This window comes from Streptomyces caniferus (assembly GCF_009811555.1).
Classification (GTDB): domain Bacteria; phylum Actinomycetota; class Actinomycetes; order Streptomycetales; family Streptomycetaceae; genus Streptomyces; species Streptomyces caniferus.
The window spans coordinates 506,692-521,996 of record NZ_BLIN01000003.1 but is presented as its reverse complement, the minus strand read 5'-3'; the positions used below and the strand labels follow the sequence as shown (position 1 = coordinate 521,996).

General features: G+C 71.9%; 17 protein-coding genes and 1 riboswitch. Of the genes, 9 read left to right on the top strand and 8 right to left on the bottom strand.

Annotated features, from left to right (window positions below; translation table 11 throughout):
• Positions 1-192: 192 nt before the first annotated feature.
• The 3 genes from bioD to bioB all read right to left on the bottom strand — a co-directional run bounded on the left by bioD (position 193) and on the right by bioB (position 3,496).
• Positions 193-894 carry a dethiobiotin synthase gene (gene bioD / locus Scani_RS11010; RefSeq protein WP_159473053.1) on the bottom strand — a complete coding sequence of 234 codons (702 nt, stop codon included), beginning with the start codon at positions 892-894 and terminating at the stop codon, positions 193-195.
• Between the two features lie 144 nt (positions 895-1,038).
• On the bottom strand, positions 1,039-2,343 hold the full coding sequence (locus tag Scani_RS11005) for an adenosylmethionine--8-amino-7-oxononanoate transaminase (RefSeq protein ID WP_159473051.1): 1,305 nt from the start codon (positions 2,341-2,343) through the stop codon (positions 1,039-1,041).
• Positions 2,336-3,496 (bottom strand): biotin synthase BioB, encoded by a 1,161-nt coding sequence (bioB, locus tag Scani_RS11000; RefSeq protein WP_159473048.1) that lies wholly within the window; start codon positions 3,494-3,496, stop codon positions 2,336-2,338. The genes Scani_RS11005 and bioB overlap by 8 nt, the downstream gene beginning before the upstream one ends.
• 156 nt (positions 3,497-3,652) lie before the next feature.
• Between bioB and Scani_RS10995 the strand changes: the two genes are divergently transcribed.
• Positions 3,653-4,879 (top strand): 8-amino-7-oxononanoate synthase, encoded by a 1,227-nt coding sequence (locus tag Scani_RS10995; RefSeq protein ID WP_159473045.1) that lies wholly within the window; start codon positions 3,653-3,655, stop codon positions 4,877-4,879.
• 124 nt (positions 4,880-5,003) lie between these two features.
• Here the strand turns inward: Scani_RS10995 and Scani_RS10990 are convergent, their stop codons facing one another.
• A complete protein-coding gene (locus tag Scani_RS10990) occupies positions 5,004-5,918 on the bottom strand; it encodes a LysR family transcriptional regulator (RefSeq protein WP_159473043.1) in 915 nt (304 codons plus the stop codon).
• Positions 5,919-5,989: 71 nt separating this feature from the next.
• Between Scani_RS10990 and Scani_RS10985 the strand changes: the two genes are divergently transcribed.
• Positions 5,990-6,658: a LysE family translocator gene (locus Scani_RS10985; protein ID WP_159473040.1), complete on the top strand. Its 669-nt coding sequence runs from the start codon at positions 5,990-5,992 to the stop codon at positions 6,656-6,658.
• A gap of 209 nt (positions 6,659-6,867) precedes the next feature.
• On the opposite strand, the gene Scani_RS10980 is transcribed toward Scani_RS10985, so the two are convergent.
• From Scani_RS10980 to Scani_RS10970, 3 genes are all read right to left on the bottom strand, one after another.
• Complete coding sequence (locus Scani_RS10980; protein ID WP_159473037.1) at positions 6,868-7,341, bottom strand: C40 family peptidase; 474 nt, start codon at positions 7,339-7,341, stop codon at positions 6,868-6,870.
• 4 nt (positions 7,342-7,345) lie between these two features.
• Positions 7,346-7,532, bottom strand: a riboswitch (cyclic di-AMP (ydaO/yuaA leader).
• A 291-nt stretch (positions 7,533-7,823) separates the two neighbouring features.
• On the bottom strand, positions 7,824-8,132 hold the full coding sequence (locus Scani_RS10975; protein ID WP_159475733.1) for a hypothetical protein: 309 nt from the start codon (positions 8,130-8,132) through the stop codon (positions 7,824-7,826).
• A gap of 5 nt (positions 8,133-8,137) precedes the next feature.
• Positions 8,138-8,773, bottom strand: coding sequence for an ATP-dependent Clp protease proteolytic subunit (locus Scani_RS10970; protein ID WP_159473034.1), 636 nt, complete (start codon positions 8,771-8,773; stop codon positions 8,138-8,140).
• Between the two features lie 57 nt (positions 8,774-8,830).
• Between Scani_RS10970 and Scani_RS10965 the strand changes: the two genes are divergently transcribed.
• Positions 8,831-9,145, top strand: coding sequence for a type II toxin-antitoxin system Phd/YefM family antitoxin (locus Scani_RS10965; RefSeq protein ID WP_159473017.1), 315 nt, complete (start codon positions 8,831-8,833; stop codon positions 9,143-9,145).
• A 39-nt stretch (positions 9,146-9,184) separates the two neighbouring features.
• On the opposite strand, the gene Scani_RS10960 is transcribed toward Scani_RS10965, so the two are convergent.
• Complete coding sequence (locus Scani_RS10960) at positions 9,185-10,129, bottom strand: M28 family metallopeptidase (RefSeq protein ID WP_159473015.1); 945 nt, start codon at positions 10,127-10,129, stop codon at positions 9,185-9,187.
• A gap of 537 nt (positions 10,130-10,666) precedes the next feature.
• On the opposite strand from Scani_RS10960, the gene Scani_RS10955 reads away from it, so the two are divergent.
• The 6 genes from Scani_RS10955 to Scani_RS10930 are packed head-to-tail and all read left to right on the top strand — an operon-like array spanning position 10,667 to position 15,300.
• A complete protein-coding gene (locus Scani_RS10955; RefSeq protein WP_026170153.1) occupies positions 10,667-10,969 on the top strand; it encodes an urease subunit gamma in 303 nt (100 codons plus the stop codon).
• Between the two features lie 17 nt (positions 10,970-10,986).
• Entirely contained in the window at positions 10,987-11,298 is a 312-nt protein-coding gene (locus Scani_RS10950) for an urease subunit beta (RefSeq protein ID WP_159473013.1), read from the top strand.
• A complete protein-coding gene (locus tag Scani_RS10945; protein ID WP_159472992.1) occupies positions 11,291-13,012 on the top strand; it encodes an urease subunit alpha in 1,722 nt (573 codons plus the stop codon). Before Scani_RS10950 ends, Scani_RS10945 begins: the two co-directional genes overlap by 8 nt.
• Before the next feature lie 42 nt (positions 13,013-13,054).
• Positions 13,055-13,729, top strand: a complete 675-nt coding sequence (locus Scani_RS10940; RefSeq protein WP_159472989.1) for an urease accessory protein UreF — start codon at positions 13,055-13,057, stop codon at positions 13,727-13,729.
• Positions 13,730-13,780: 51 nt separating this feature from the next.
• Positions 13,781-14,476, top strand: coding sequence for an urease accessory protein UreG (gene ureG, locus Scani_RS10935; protein WP_159472987.1), 696 nt, complete (start codon positions 13,781-13,783; stop codon positions 14,474-14,476).
• On the top strand, positions 14,473-15,300 hold the full coding sequence (locus Scani_RS10930) for an urease accessory protein UreD (RefSeq protein WP_159472984.1): 828 nt from the start codon (positions 14,473-14,475) through the stop codon (positions 15,298-15,300). The genes ureG and Scani_RS10930 overlap by 4 nt, the downstream gene beginning before the upstream one ends.
• The last annotated feature ends 5 nt before the right edge of the window (positions 15,301-15,305 follow it).

Sequence of the window (15,305 nt, the reverse complement as noted above, 5' to 3'; positions counted from 1 at the left end):
CCGCCGGTCGGAAATCTGTACGGGCTGTCGCGCCGTCACGGGCGCACCAGGTCCCCTGCCGGGGCCGGGGCCGTCCGCCAGGAACTCGTCGCTCGGTCCGCGCCGGGCGCAGGGGGCGTAGGGCACCGCGAGGCTGTCATCGGAGGGCGCGCGGTCCACCACCGTCATGGCGTGCCGCACGTCCCGCCGGCGTCATGAGGGGATGTGGAACGCGTCCGAGCCGCCGAGCGCCGGCGCCAGCCATTCGGGGGCCGCGGTGCGGAAGGCCTGCGGCGAAAGCCCGCCGGAGCCCTCCGGGATCAGGCCGAGGAGCGGTGCGCCCGCGGCCTCGGGCAGATCCGCCAGATTGCAGCGGGAGGCCAGGTCGGGCTCGGCCGGCCAGCTGCCGATGACGACGCCCGGGGAGTCGAGCCCGTACGAGCGCAGCGCCAGGGCGGTCAGTGCGGTGGCGTTGAGGGTGCCCAGGCCCGCCTGGGCGACCACCAGGACGGGCGCGTCCGCCAGCCGCGCGGCGTCGGCGAGGGTACGGCCCTCGGCGTCGAAACGGACGAGCAGCCCACCCGCCCCCTCCACCAGGACCAGATCGTGCGAGGCGTCCAGTTTGGCGGCGGCCTCGGCGATGTCCTGGGGGAGCACCGGCGGCAGACCGGCCCGCTGCGCGGCCGTCGAGGGTGCCAACGGGTCGGGGAAGCGGGCGAGTTCGAGGGTGGTCACCGGGCCGGCCAGCCGTTCGACCTCCGCCGCGTCGCCGGTCTCGTCCGCCGTGACGCCGGTCTGGGCCGGCTTGAGCACGGCCACCGACCGGCCCCGGGCGAGCGCCGCCGCGGCGATCGCGGCCGTGGTCACGGTCTTGCCGATCTCCGTCCCCGTGCCCGTCACGAACAGCACCGACATGGTCTTCCTCCGACTCTGCGCGGCCGATTCCGCGCGGGATTCTGCGAATGATGCCCGGGCGAGCGGCTCGTGGGCGAGCGGCTGTCGCCAAGGGGCGGCGGTGGCCGGCCGTCACGGACGGGCCGGCCACCGCCGCCGGTGTGTTCAGCCCTCGCGGGCCGCCGCGCACACCGCGGCACAGATGCGGGCCACATCGTCGTCACCGGTGATGTACGGCGGCATGGTGTAGATCAGATCCCGGAACGGGCGCAGCCATACGCCCTCCCGGACCGCCGCCCGGGTCGCGGCGGCCATGTCCACCTCGTGGTCGAGCTGGACGACACCGATCGCGCCCAGTACGCGCACCTCGCGCACCCCGGCGATGCCCGCGGCCGGCGCCAGACCGTTCCGCAGCCCGGCCTCGATCCGCTTGACCTCCTGCGCCCAGTCCTGGGCCAGCAGCAGTTCGATCGAGGCGTCGGCGACGGCGGCGGCGAGCGGATTTCCCATGAAGGTGGGGCCGTGCGCCAGCACCGGCAGGGCCCCGCGCGAGATGCCGTCCGCGATGGCCGTCGTGCACAACGTCGCCGCCAGGGTCATATATCCGCCGGTCAGCGCCTTGCCGAGGCACATCACATCCGGTGCGACCCCGGCGTGTTCGGCGGCGAACAGCGCGCCCGTACGTCCGAAGCCGGTGGCGATCTCGTCGAAGACGAGCAGGACGCCGTGCTCATCACAGGCCTCGCGCAGCACCCGCAGATACTCGGGGGAGTGGAACGACATCCCGCCCGCCCCCTGCACCACGGGCTCCACGATCACCGCCGCCAGCTCCTCGGCGTGCCGGCCGATCAGCTCCCGCAGATGTGCCGCGTACGCCTCGTCGGGCTCGGCGTCGAAACCGGCCGGTGGTGTGTCCGCGAAGATCTGCCGCGGCAGCACCCCCTGCCACAGCTCGTGCATACCGCCGTCCGGATCGCAGACCGACATCGGCTGCCAGGTGTCGCCGTGGTAGCCGCCCCGCCAGGTCAACAGCCGCTGCTTGCGCGGCTTGCCGAGCGAGCGCCAGTACTGCAGGCACATCTTGACCGCGACCTCGACCGACACCGAACCCGAGTCGGCGAGAAAGACGTGCTGCAGCGGCTCCGGGGTCAGGTCGACCAGCCGCTTCGCCAGCCGCACGGCGGGCTCGTGGGTGAGCCCGCCGAACATCACATGACTCATCCGCCCCAGCTGGTCCCGCGCGGCGTCATTGAGCACCGGGTGGTTGTAGCCGTGCACCGCCGACCACCAGGAGGACATCCCGTCCACCAACTCGTCCCGGCCCTCGACCGGTTCGCCCAGCCGCAGCCGGACGCCGGAAGCCGACTCGACCAGCAGCGGTGCGGCGGTGCCGGGCATCGGCCCGTACGGATGCCACACATGCTGCCGGTCGAGCGCGAGCAGGGCGCCCGGGGTGAGTGGCTCAGGCATTGGGCGGAAGGTCGGTACCGGCGCCGCGGCGGCGCACCGAGACCAGATCGCGGCGGGTCTCGTCGGAGGGTGCCGGAACGGTGGCGGCCGGGTCCCCGGTCTCGCCGTCGGCGGCCTCGGCCGGGTCGGCCGCCTCGCCGGAGTCCTGCCTGCGGTGCTCGGGCAGCGTCGTGGTGTCGGTGCCCTCGACCTCGAAGCCGGCGTCCTCGATCATCGCGAGGTCGTCCTTGCCGGCCTGCCCCTCGCTGGTCAGGTAGTCGCCGAGGAAGATGGAGTTGACCAGGTGCAGCGCGAGCGGCTGCAGACTGCGCAGATGCACCTCACGGCCGCCGGCCAGCCGTACCTCGATGTCCGGGCAGACGAACCGCACCATCGCCAGGATGCGCAGGGCCCGCTGCGGGGTGAGGTTCCATTCCTTGGCGAGCGGAGTGCCCTCGAAGGGGATCAGAAAGTTCACCGGGACGGAGTCCGGGTCCAGGTCGCGCAGCGCGAAGACCACATCGACGAGATCGGCGTCGCTCTCCCCCATACCGGCGATCAGCCCGGAGCAGGCCGACATGCCGGCCGCCTGGGCCTGCTGGACGGTGGAGACCCGGTCCGAGAAGTCGTGCGTGGTGCAGATGTCGCCGTAGGTGGCTTCCGAGGTGTTGAGGTTGTGGTTGTACGCATCGGCGCCCGCCGCGCGCAGCCGCCCGGCCTGACCGTCGGACAGCAGACCGAGGCAGGCGCACACCTCGACGCCCTCGTTCTGCTCCTTGATGGTGGAGATGGTCTCCGAGACGCGGTCCACGTCCTTGTCCGTCGGGCCACGGCCACTGGCCACCAGACAGACGCGCTTGGCACCGCCGGCCACCCCGGCGGCCGCCGCCTTGGAGGCGTCGTCGGGCTTGAGCCAGGTGTACTTGAGGATCTCGGCCTTCGACCCCAGCCGCTGGGAGCAGTACGAGCAGTCCTCGGGGCACAGGCCCGACTTGAGGTTGACGAGGTAGTTGAGTTTGACCCGCCGCCCGAACCACTGACGGCGTACCTTTCCGGCCGCGGCCACGACATCGAGCAGTTCGTCATCAGAGGTCGCCAGCACGGCCAGCGCCTCTTCGCGGGTCGGCAACTCGCGCCGCAGTCCCTTGTCCACCAGTGTGTTCAGCAGGTCCATGGCGTTGATCCTGACGTACGCCACCGCTCCCGGCCAAGGAGGATTCCCACAACGAGCCGCGATCGAGGTGTGTGTATCGCCACACCGTGGGGCTGCGGAACGACCGCTAACGTCTATCGACAGCCCACAATCGAAGCCGACAGACGAAGGACGCCGATGCCGCAGGACTCCGCCCCGTCGCTGCTTCGCGACACCGCCCCGGCGAGGCTCGCCGAGCCCGCGACCGAGCCGGCCCGTCCGGCGTACGGCGCGGCCTTCGACTGGCTCGATGCGGCCGGCGAGGCACGCCGTGACGCCGGACTCGTGCGCACCCTGCGCCCCCGCCCGGCCGACTCCCCGCTGCTGGATCTGGCCGGCAACGACTACCTCGGACTCGCCCGGCACCCCGAGGTCACCCGTGGCGCGGCCGAGGCCGCGCACCGCTGGGGCGCCGGCGCGACCGGCTCCCGGCTGGTCACCGGCAGCACCGAACTGCACGCGCGGCTGGAGACGGAACTCGCGGAGTTCTGCGGCTTCGAGGCCGCTTTGGTGCTGTCCTCCGGTTATGCCGCAAATCTTGCCGCGGTCACCGCGCTCACCGCCCCCGGCACCCTGATCGTCTCCGACGCCGGCAACCACGCCTCCCTCATCGACGGCTGCCGGCTCTCCCGGGCCCGTACCGAAGTCGCCCCGCACGCCGACCCCGAGGCCGTGCGCGCCGCGCTGACCGGCCACGACGGCCGGGCACTCGTCGTGACCGACGCGGTGTTCTCGGTCGACGGGGACGCCGCGCCGCTCCCCGCGCTGGCCGAGGCCTGCCGGACACGGGGCGCCGGACTCCTCGTCGACGACGCACACGGCCTGGGCGTGCTGGGCGAGGGGGGCCGCGGCGCGCCGTGGGCGGCCGGTCTCGCCGGTGACGGTGATGTGGTGACCACCGTGACGCTCTCCAAGTCGCTCGGCTCCCAGGGCGGTGTGGTGCTCGGCCCGGCCCGGGTCATCGAGCATCTGGTCAACACCGCCCGGTCGTTCATCTTCGACACCGGTCTCGCCCCGGCGGCGGTCGGCGGCGCCCTCGCCGCGCTACGGCTGCTGCGCCGCGAACCGCAGCGTGCCGACCGGGCCGTCGCGGTCGCCCAGGGGCTGTACGACCGGCTGACGGCGGCGGGCCTGACGGCGGTCCGTCCGGACGCGGCGGTGATCTCCGTCCGTGCCCCCTCGCCGGAAGCGGCGCTCCGCTGGGCCGCCGACTGCCGTACGGCCGGACTCGCGGTCGGCTGTTTCCGGCCCCCGTCCGTCCCCGACGGGATCTCCCGGCTGCGGCTCACCGCCCGCGCGGACCTGACGGATGCTCAGCTCGACCGGGCGGTGGGCACGATCGTGGCCACCGCGCCGCTGGACTGAACCCGGCCAACCGTCCGCGCCCCGGTACGGCGGCCGCCCCGGTGGCGGCCCACCGTCCGCGGCTGCCTCCTTCTCCGGCAGCCGCGGTCCGGGGGCATCTGTTCTCCGCCGCGCCCGTCCGCCGTCACGGCGCGGGGGAGTGGCGGATGAAGGCCCCGCGCAACAGGGCACGCAGGGTGTCCGCGGCCGGGGTGCCGCCGGGGCGGTAGGCCACCGAGATCCGGCGGTGCAGCTCCGGCGGATCGAGCCGCCGGACCCCCAGCGGCGTCATCGACCCCTCCGCCACCATCTCCGGGACCACCGCCACCCCGAGCCCCGCGCTCACCAGCGCGCACACCACCGCATAGCTCGGCGACTCACAGCGCACCGCCACACTCGCCCCGGCGGCCGCCAGCGCGGCCTCCACCTCGCGTCGGTTGGGGTTCGCCGGCGCCATGCTGACCAGCGGCTGACCGGCCAGCTCGGCGAGCGGCAGCCGTCCGGAGCCCGCCGACAGGGCGTGACCGGGCGCCGTCACCAGCACCAGCTCCTCGGTCAGCAGCGGCTCCAGACGCACCCCCTCCGGCGCCGGCATCGCCTCGCCCGGCACGTACTCGTGCGTCAGCGCCAGATCCACCTCGCCCAGTGCCACCGCCCCCGCCGCCTGCGGCGGTACGTACTCCGTCACGCTCAGCTCCACATCGGGGTGCGCCCGCCGGAACGCGCTGAGCGCGGGCGGCAGCAGATGGGTGCCTGCGGTCATGAACGTGCCGACCCGCAGCAGCCCGCCGGACAGCCCCGCCAGCCGGGACAGCTCGTGCCGCGCCTGGTCCAGCTCGTCGAGGACCCGCCGGGCGCGTACGAGCAGCAGCTCACCGGCCGCCGTCAGCCGCGCCCCGCGGTGGTGGCGCACCAGCAGGGCCGCCCCGGTCTCCCGCTCCAGCTTGGCGAGCTGCTGGGAGAGCGCGGGCGCCGTGTAGCCCAGCCGGGCCGCGGCCCGGGTGATCGAACCGGCCTCCGCCACCGCTACCAGGGCGGCCAGCCGCGTGGGGTCGTACATAAGAATCTCTTTAGGCTGTCCATGAATATTGCCAATACCCATTAAAGGCTCTGACCAGCGAGACTGCTCGTATGGACGGACAGCTGATCGCCTTCACCGGAGTCGCCGCTGGCATGGTCGCCATGCCGGGCGCGGACTTCGCGGTCGTGGTGCGCAATGCCCTCGACTCGCGGCGGGCGGGGGTGGCGACCGCCGTCGGAGTCGCGGGCGGGCTGCTGGTGCACACCGCACTGGCGGTGGCCGGGCTCGCGGCGGTACTGGTCGCCGTGCCCGCGCTCCTGGGCGCCGTCCAACTCCTCGGCGGCGTCTACCTGTTGTATCTCGGCATCCGCGCCCTGGCCGCGGTCCTCCGCCGCCCGCCGGCCGCGGCGCGGCGCACGTCCGGACCCGCTGCCGACGCACCGGCCGACGGCCCCCGGCCCGCCGCTCTCCTGGGTACCGCACAAGGTCTGCGCCAGGGCTTCCTGACCAATGCGCTCAACCCCAAGGCCCCGGTCCTCTTCCTCAGCCTGCTTCCGCAGTTCGTCCCGGCGGGAGCGCCCGCGCTGCCCCGAACCCTGCTGCTCGCGACGATGATCGTCGTCATGGCGCTGGTGTGGTTCCCGCTCGTCGCGCTGCTGGTCGACCGGCTGGGCGTCTGGTTGCGCCGTCCCTCGGTGGCCCGCGCGCTGGAAGCCACCACCGGAGCGCTGCTCACGGTCCTGGGCGGCATCCTGCTCGTCGAGCTGGCGCTGGCCTGACGACGGCGTCCCTGGGCGCCGCAGGTACCGCCGCCCTTGGAGGGCGGCGCGCACTTGCCGGGCGCAGCGTCGTCACCGCCCGGCCCGCTGGGGGGCGTAAAGCTCCCCAGGGCGGCGGAACGCGGCAGCGCGCCCGGCGGCGGAGCCGCCCTGCCGCCCCACCCGGTCCCACTGCTGCCCGACCGGGCGCGGTGTGACGAAATGGCAGGTCAGCCCACCCGCCCGTACCAGACGGAACGGCTCCAGATCCGCTCCAGCCGCACCACGCTCCCGGCCTTGGGCGCATGCCACATCCGGCCCCGGCCCGCGTAGATGCCGACGTGGTAGATGCCGCTGCGCGAATGGAAGAAGACCAGATCGCCGCGTCGGCGCGCGCCGGCCGGGATGTGCCGGGTGCGGCCGTACTGCGCCGCGGCGGTGCGTGGCAGGGCCCGGCCGGCGCGCTTGAACGAGTACAGCGTCAGCCCCGAACAGTCGAAGGCGTGCGGCCCCTGGGCGCCGTACCGGTAGGGAGCTCCGCTCTTGGAAGCCGCGATCCGCAACGCATGGACGGACACGGACGCGGCTTCGGCATTACCGGCCGCTCCTGGCGCGACGGTGGTCCCGCCGAGCGTGACCAGCGTCAGAGCGGTGACGGTGCCGGCGCGCGCCAGCAAATTCGGCGTATGCATGCGCACGGTCATGCGCAAACCCTTCGTCAGCCGCCTGCGAAGGAAGACCTGTCGGGTTCGGGCAGGCGAAGATGCCCGGCCGTGCATACGACTTCACCCCAAGGAGCCCTCGGCCGTGACGGCCGGGACCCCGTCCTGCTCGGGTCCTCCGCTCCCGCCGATCCACATCGTCGACCGGACATCCGGCACGGCGGCGGGATTAGGCGCCCGTCCGGACCGCCCCGTCGCTGTGGCGGGGTCTTGTCGTCGAAGGGATCGTCACGCACCCGGCACCCGAATTCCGAGCTGAAAATGCCGTATGTGAGATGCGTCACAATTGACCCGAATGGTTAGATTTGTTCCCTCAGGTGCCGCGGTGCGGGGCGTTGCACCCCGCGGACCAGCGGCGAAACATCCGGGACCGAGGGAATTGTGCCCGCACCGCGCAATTCGTCGCCTCCTCAGATCGGGTGCGGACGCTACGCCGTCTGCGCAGCCTCTCCGTGTGTCGGGCGTCAGATGTCCTCGGGTGGCGGCATCGACACGAGTCCGGCCCGGCGTTCGCCGTCCAGCACCCGCAGCGCCCGGGTCAGCGTCGCGCAGTGCAGCTCGCTCTCGCCCCGGCTGTGCATCAGTGTCAGCGCGTCCCGCAGCCGGGTGGCCTTGCCGACCAGCGCCTGGGCCGCGCGCAGCCCGCTGTAGGTGCCGGCGGCGCGGGTCGGGTTGATCCGGCCGAGCAGATCGATCACTTCGAGATAGCTGTCGATGAATTCACCCTCGGCGCGGGTGAGTGCGGGCAGTGGCGGCGGTTCGGGCGGCAGCATCGGACTCACCGGGCCATGGGCTGGAGCGCCGACTGCTTGCGGGTGCGGGTGATCTGGTCGATCAGGCCGTACTCCTGGGCGGCGCGGGCATCGAAGATCTTGTCGCGCTCGATATCGGTGGCGATCCGCTCGCGGGGCTGTCCGGTGTGCTGCGCCAGCATCTCCTCCAGCAGGTCGCGGGTGCGCAGCATCTCCTGCGCCTGGATCTGCAGGTCGCTGGCCTGTCCCTGGATCGGTTCGCTGAACGACGGCTGATGGATCAGGATCCGGGCGCCGGGCAGGGCCAGTCGTTTTCCGGGTGTGCCGGCGGCCAGCAGCACCGCGGCGGAGGAGGCGGCCTGCCCCAGGCAGACGGTCTCCACGTCGCACGACACGAAGCGCATCGTGTCGTAGATGGCGGTCATCGCGGTGAAGGAGCCGCCGGGGGAGTTGATGTAGAGCGAGATGTCCTGCTCGGGCGCGGCATGTTCGAGGTGGATGAACTGCGCCATCACATCGTTGGCCGAGGTGTCGTCGATCGGGGTGCCCAGGAAGATGATCCGCTCGCCGAGCAGCTTGGAATACGGGTCCATGGTGCGCGTCCCCTGCGAGGTGCGCTCGGTGAACTCCGGAAGGACATAGCGGGCCGTCGGTCGCAGCATGTCTGCTCCTCTCTCCGTAAAAAATGTACAGGATGTACATCCCGTTAGAATGGGAGCATGGCCTACGAAATTCCGGTGACGCAAGCTCGTGCGGAGCTGGCAGATCTGATCAACCGTGTTGTCTACGGCGGTGAGCGGGTGGTCGTCACCCGCCACGGCAAGCCGCTGGTCGCGCTGGTGTCCGCCGCTGACCTGCAGCTACTCGAAGAGCTGGGGCGGCGTGAAGAGGGCTCGGAGGACGAGCAGGTGATCAGCACGGTCTCGTCCGTGCGGCAGCTCCCGTCCGCTCCGGGCGAACGGCGGCGCTTCGGGATCGCGGCAGAACACCGCGACCCGGCTGCCGGGGACCGGCGGCCGGGTCGCGAGAGTTGACGGTTCAGCAGGTGCTGACCGTGCGGTGGGGCGGGTGGCTCAGGAGCTGAGCTCCCATATGGCGTTGGCGATGGCGTCCGTGTTGGTGTCCAGCGACTTGTCGTCGATGTTCTTCGTGGTGTCGCAGGCCTGGTGGTAGCAGGCGTCGAACGCCTTGCCCGCCTCGCCGCCCCAGTCCTTCGCCTGCTTCTCGGTCTTGATGTAGTCCGCGCCGGAGAAGAAGCCGCCGACCGGGATGCCCGCTTCCTTGAAGGAGGCGTGGTCCGAGCGGCCGTCGCCCTCGGTGTCCTTCTCGGTGGTGATGTTCTTCTTGGCGTAGAAGTCCTTGAGGACCTTCTCCAGGCGGGTGTCGTCGTCGTAGACGTAGTAGCCCGGGTTCGGCGAACCGATCATGTCGAAGTTGAGGTACGAGTCGATCTTCGACTTGTCGGCGCCGAGCTTGTCGACATAGGCCTGCGAGCCGACCATGCCGTCCTCTTCGTCGCCCCACCAGCCGAACCGCAGGTGCTTGGTGGGCTTGAGGCCCGACTTGGCGACGGCGAGCGCCACCTCGAGGATGCCGGCCGAGCCGGAGCCGTTGTCGTTGATGCCGGGGCCCGCGGGGACCGAGTCCAGGTGGGCGCCGGCCATCACGGTCTTGCTCTCGTCGCCGCCCGGCCAGTCGGCGACGAGGTTGTAGCCCTTGGTGCCGCCGCCGTCGAACTCCTGGATCTTCGTGGTGAAGCCGGCCTTGTCCAGCTTCTCCTTGATGAAGTCGACGGACGCCTTGTATCCCGGCTTCCCGTGGGCGCGGTTGCCGCCGTTGGCGTCGGCGATCGACTGGAGCTGGTCCAGATCGGCCTTGACGGCCTTGACGTCGATGTCGGGGGCGGCCTTCGGCGCGGGGTCGGCGTAGGCGCCTGCCGCGGTGAAGAGGGTGGCGGCGAGGGCGGTGACGGCGCCCGAGGCCAGCGCGGCCCGGCGTATTCGGGTGGAACGAGTCACGATGTGGCTCCTGGTGTGGGGGGTTGGTGCGGAGCTGATTCGACGCGTCATGAGAATTGACGCGCACATGAGAATTCCGATCACTCCGGAAGCAGTCAAGAGCGCATACCGGTCAGTTGCGTTCGCGGAGCGGGACGTGCCTGTTTTGCGAGGGACGCGGTGGTTGGTGGGCCATGGGAGGGCTCTGTCCCCCGGTTCCCGTCGGCCTTCGAGGTGTGGATTTCGCCACCGGATCCCGTGGACTGCCGGGGGAACGGGGGCGCCGGCAACGCCTCGGGAATCGGTTGCCGCGCCGTAACGGACGGTGATGACACCGCGTTACATCAGGCGTAAGAGGGGACATCAATGTGTCCCTGGCTGTAACGCCGACGAAATCCCGCCGAACTAGTCTCCGGGTCCGGGGCTGTTGATGGCCAAGTGCTGGAAGTCGGTTTGCTCGTCCTTTAATTACTGCGTGGTACATCTATCGACACGGGTGTGTCCACGCCTGTGACCTGGGCTGATGCGTCCGGGCGGGAAGACAGTGAGGTGGAACGTATGCAACTGACCCCGCATGAACAAGAACGCTTGATGATTCATGTGGCGGCAGACGTGGCCGAAAAACGCCGTTCCCGGGGGGTGAAGCTGAACCATCCGGAATCGATTGCACTGCTGACCGTGCACATCCTCGAAGGCGCACGGGACGGCCGCACCGTCGCCGAGCTCATGTCCTCCGGTCGCAAGGTGCTCACCCGCGACGAGGTCATGGACGGCGTCCCCGAGATGATCCACGACGTGCAGGTCGAGGCCACCTTCCCCGACGGCACCAAGCTCGTCACCGTTCACGAACCCATCAACTGACCACGGGAGAGCAGACGATGATCCCGGGACAGATCCTCTACGCCGACGAGCCGGTGCGCCTCAACGAAGGCCTTCCCCTCACGCGCATGACCGTCCTCAACGCCGCCGACCGCCCCGTCCAGGTCGGTTCCCACTACCACTTCGCCGAGGCCAATCCCGGCCTCGACTTCGACCGCGCGGCCGCGCACGGCAAGCGGCTGAACGTCCCGGCCGGCTCCGCCGTGCGCTTCGAGCCCGGCATCCCCACCGAGGTCGAACTCGTCCCCCTCGGGGGCAAGCGCATCGTCGTGGGCCTGCGGGGCGAGACCGGAGGCACCCTCGATGGCTGAGCTGACGCGCCAGGCGTACGCCGATCTCTTCGGCCCGACCGCCGGCGACCGGATCCGGCTCGCCGACACCGACCTGGTCATCGAGATCACCGAAGACCGGTCGGGCGGGCCCGGCCGGGCCGGTGACGAGGCCGTCTTCGGCGGCGGCAAGGTGATCCGCGAGTCGATGGGCCAGTCCCGCGCCACCCGCGCCGAGGGCACCCCCGACACCGTGATCACCGGCGCGGTCGTGCTGGACCACTGGGGCATCGTCAAGGCCGATGTCGGCATCCGCGACGGGCGGATCACCGCCCTGGGCAAGGCCGGCAACCCCGACACCATGGACGGCGTCCACCCCGATCTGGTCATCGGCCCCGAGACCGAGGTCATCGCCGGCAACGGCAAGATCCTCACGGCCGGCGGCATCGACACCCACGTCCACTTCATCTGTCCCCAGCAGGCGGACGAGGCGCTGGCCTCCGGTGTCACCACGCTCGTCGGCGGCGGCACCGGCCCGGCCGAGGGCAGCAAGGCCACCACCATCACCCCCGGCGCCTGGCACCTTGCCCGGATGTTCGAGTCGATGGACTCGCTGCCGGTCAACGTCGGTCTGCTCGGCAAGGGCAACACCACCTCCCTCGCGTCGATGCGCGACCAGCTGCGGGCCGGCGTCCTCGGCTTCAAGATCCACGAGGACTGGGGCGCGACCCCCGCCGTCATCGACGCCTGCCTGCGGATCTGCGACGAGAGCGGCGCCCAGCTCGCGATCCACACCGACACCCTCAACGAAGCCGGATTCCTCGGCGACACCCTCGCCGCCATCGCCGGCCGCTCCATCCACGCCTTCCACGTCGAGGGCGCCGGCGGCGGTCATGCCCCCGACATGATCGCGATGGTCTCCGAGCCGAACGTGCTCCCGGCCTCCACCAACCCCACCCGGCCGCACACCGTCAACACCGTCGAGGAGCACCTCGACATGCTGATGGTCTGTCATCACCTCAACCCGGCCGTCCCCGAGGACCTGGCCTTCGCCGAGTCCCGGATCCGGCCCTCCACCATCGCGGCCGAGGACATCCTGCACGACCTCGGCGCCATCTCGATCATGGCCTCCGACGCCCAGGCCATGGGGCGGATCGGCGAGGTCGTGCTGCGGACGTGGCAGACCGCCCATGTCATGAAGCGCCGCCGCGGCGCCCTCCCGGGCGATGGCGGTGCGGACAACCACCGGGCCCGCCGCTATGTCGCCAAGTACACCATCAACGCGGCCATCGCCCAGGGCATCGACCATGTCGTCGGCTCCGTCGAGGACGGCAAGCTCGCCGACCTCGTGCTGTGGGACCCGGCGTTCTTCGGCGTCAAACCGCAGCTGGTCATCAAGGGCGGCCAGATCGCCTATGCGCAGATGGGCGACGCCAACGCCTCGATCCCCACGCCGCAGCCGGTGCTGCCCCGTCCGATGTTCGGTGCCACCGGCCGCGCCCCCGGCAGCAACTCGGTCAACTTCGTCTCCCGACAGGCCCTGGACGACGCGTTGCCCGAGCGCCTCGCGCTGGCCAAGCCCTTCGAGGCCATCCACAGCACCCGCGGCCGCGCCAAGGCCGATATGCGCAACAACGATGCCCTGCCCCGCGTCCATGTCGACCCCGACACCTTCACCGTGACCATCGACGGCGAGGTGGTCGAGCCGCAGCCCGCCGCCGAGCTGCCCATGGCCCAGCGGTACTTCCTCTTCTGAGCACCCGCCGATGACCATCCCGACACACACCCCGGACCACCGATGAGCCGCGCAGCGCTGCTCGTCCTCGCCGACGGCCGGTTCCCCGCCGGAGGGCACGCCCACTCGGGCGGCGCCGAACCGGCCGTCGCCGCGGGACGGATCAAGGACGCCGCCACCCTGGAGACCTTCTGCCGGGGCCGGCTGCACACCGTGGGCCTGGTCGCCGCGGCGCTCGCCGCCGCGGCCGCGGCCGGCCACGACCCGCTCCTCCTGGACGACGCGGCCGATGCCCGAACGCCGGTACCCGCGCTACGGCAGATCGCGCGGCGCCTCGGCCGGCAGATGATGCGGGCCGCCCGGGCGACCTGGCCGAGCGAGGCACTCGACGCGCTCGCCGCGGCCCGTCCCCGCGGCGCCCACCAGCCCGTCGTCCTGGGCCTGGCCGCCCGGTCGGCGGGCCTGCCACCGCTCGATGCCGCCTACGCCGTGGCCTACGAGAACATCAGCGGCCCGGCCACCGCGGCCGTCCGCCTGCTGAGCCTGGACCCCTTCGACGCCACCGCCGTACTCGCCCGTCTCACCGCCGAGCTCGACCAGGTCGTGCACCGGGCCACCGAAGCCGCGCTGCGGATCGGCGAAGAAGGGACCGGCGCACTGCCCGCGGCCTCCGCGCCGCTGCTCGACATCACCGCCCAACAGCACGCCGCCTGGCCGGTACGCCTCTTCGCGTCCTGACCCGGCCGGCCGGCGGACCCCGCGCCGCCGCACCCCACCACCGGAGTGACCATGCACCTCGACCACAAGGACACCTTCCCCGAGCGCCACACCTACAGCGCCGCCGACCCGGTACGCCCCGACGGCGCTCGCCGTGCCCTGCGCATCGGGCTCGGCGGCCCGGTCGGCACCGGCAAGACCGCCACCGTCGCCGCACTGTGCCGCGCGCTGCGCGACGAGCTGTCCATCGCCGTCGTCACCAACGACATCTACACCCGCGAGGACGCCGAATTCCTGCTCCGCGAGGCCGTCCTGCCCGCCGAGCGGATTGCCGCCGTCGAGACCGGCGCCTGCCCGCACACCGCCATCCGCGACGACATCTCCGCCAACCTCGAAGCCGTCGAGGACCTGGAGGAGGCGGTCGGCCCGCTCGATCTCGTCCTGGTCGAATCCGGCGGTGACAACCTCACCGCGACCTTCTCCAAGGGGCTGGTCGACGCCCAGATCTTCGTGATCGACGTGGCCGGCGGCGATGACATCCCGCGCAAGGGCGGCCCCGGCGTCACCACCTCCGACCTGCTCGTCATCAACAAGACCGACCTCGCCCCCTACGTCGGCGTCGACCTGGAGGGCATGGCCCGCGACGCCAAGGCGCAGCGCGGCGAGCTGCCGGTCGCCTTCACCGCCCTGAAGTCGGAGAACGGCGTACGGCCGGTGACGGACTGGGTCCGTGGCCGGCTGGCGGAGTGGACCGCGGGCCGGGCATGACCCTCGCACCTTCCCCACCAAAGACGGCCCGCGCCGCCACCGGGCTGTGCGCCACCGCCCGCATCGTCGCGCGGGCCGACAAGGGTGGCCCCACCCGGCTGCCCGTCCTCGACGGCGACGGCCCGTTCGCGTTGCGCCGCATCCGCGGGCAGGGAAGCCAGGCCCGGGTCTGTGTCGTGGGCGCCATGAGCGCCCCGCTCGGCGGCGACCGGCTGGGCATCGAAGCCACCGCCGAGGCCGGCAGCGCGCTGCACCTCACGGCCGCCGCCGCGACCGTCGCGCTGCCCGGCCGTACCGGCGAACACGCCCGCTACGACGTGTGGTTGACGGTGGGCGACGGCGCACGGCTCGACTGGCTGCCCGAACCGCTGATCTCCGCGGCGGGCAGCGACCTGCGGATGACCACCACCGTCGAACTGGCCCCCACCGCACGCCTGGTACTCCGTGAGGAACAGGTTCTGGGACGCAGCGGTGAGGAGACCGGCACCCTGCGCAGCCGGCTCACCGTCCGACGGGGCGGCCGGACGCTGCTCGACCAGGAGACGGCGTACGGGCCCGGCGTCCCCGGCTGGGACACCTCGGCCGTCCTGGGCGGGCATCGCGCCGTCGGCCAACTCCTGGTCGTCGGGCCGGAGTTCGAGGAGCACTCGGCCGAGGTGCGGCTGCTCGGCGGCGCGGCGGGAGAGGGAGCCGGCGACGGTGCGGGACAGGGCGTCCTCGCACCGCTGGCGGGTCCCGGGGCCCTGGCCACGGCCGTGGCCCCGGACGCGCTCCGGCTGCGGCGCCTCCTGGACGAGGCCGCGCTGAGTGCGGCCGCCGGGTGACGGCG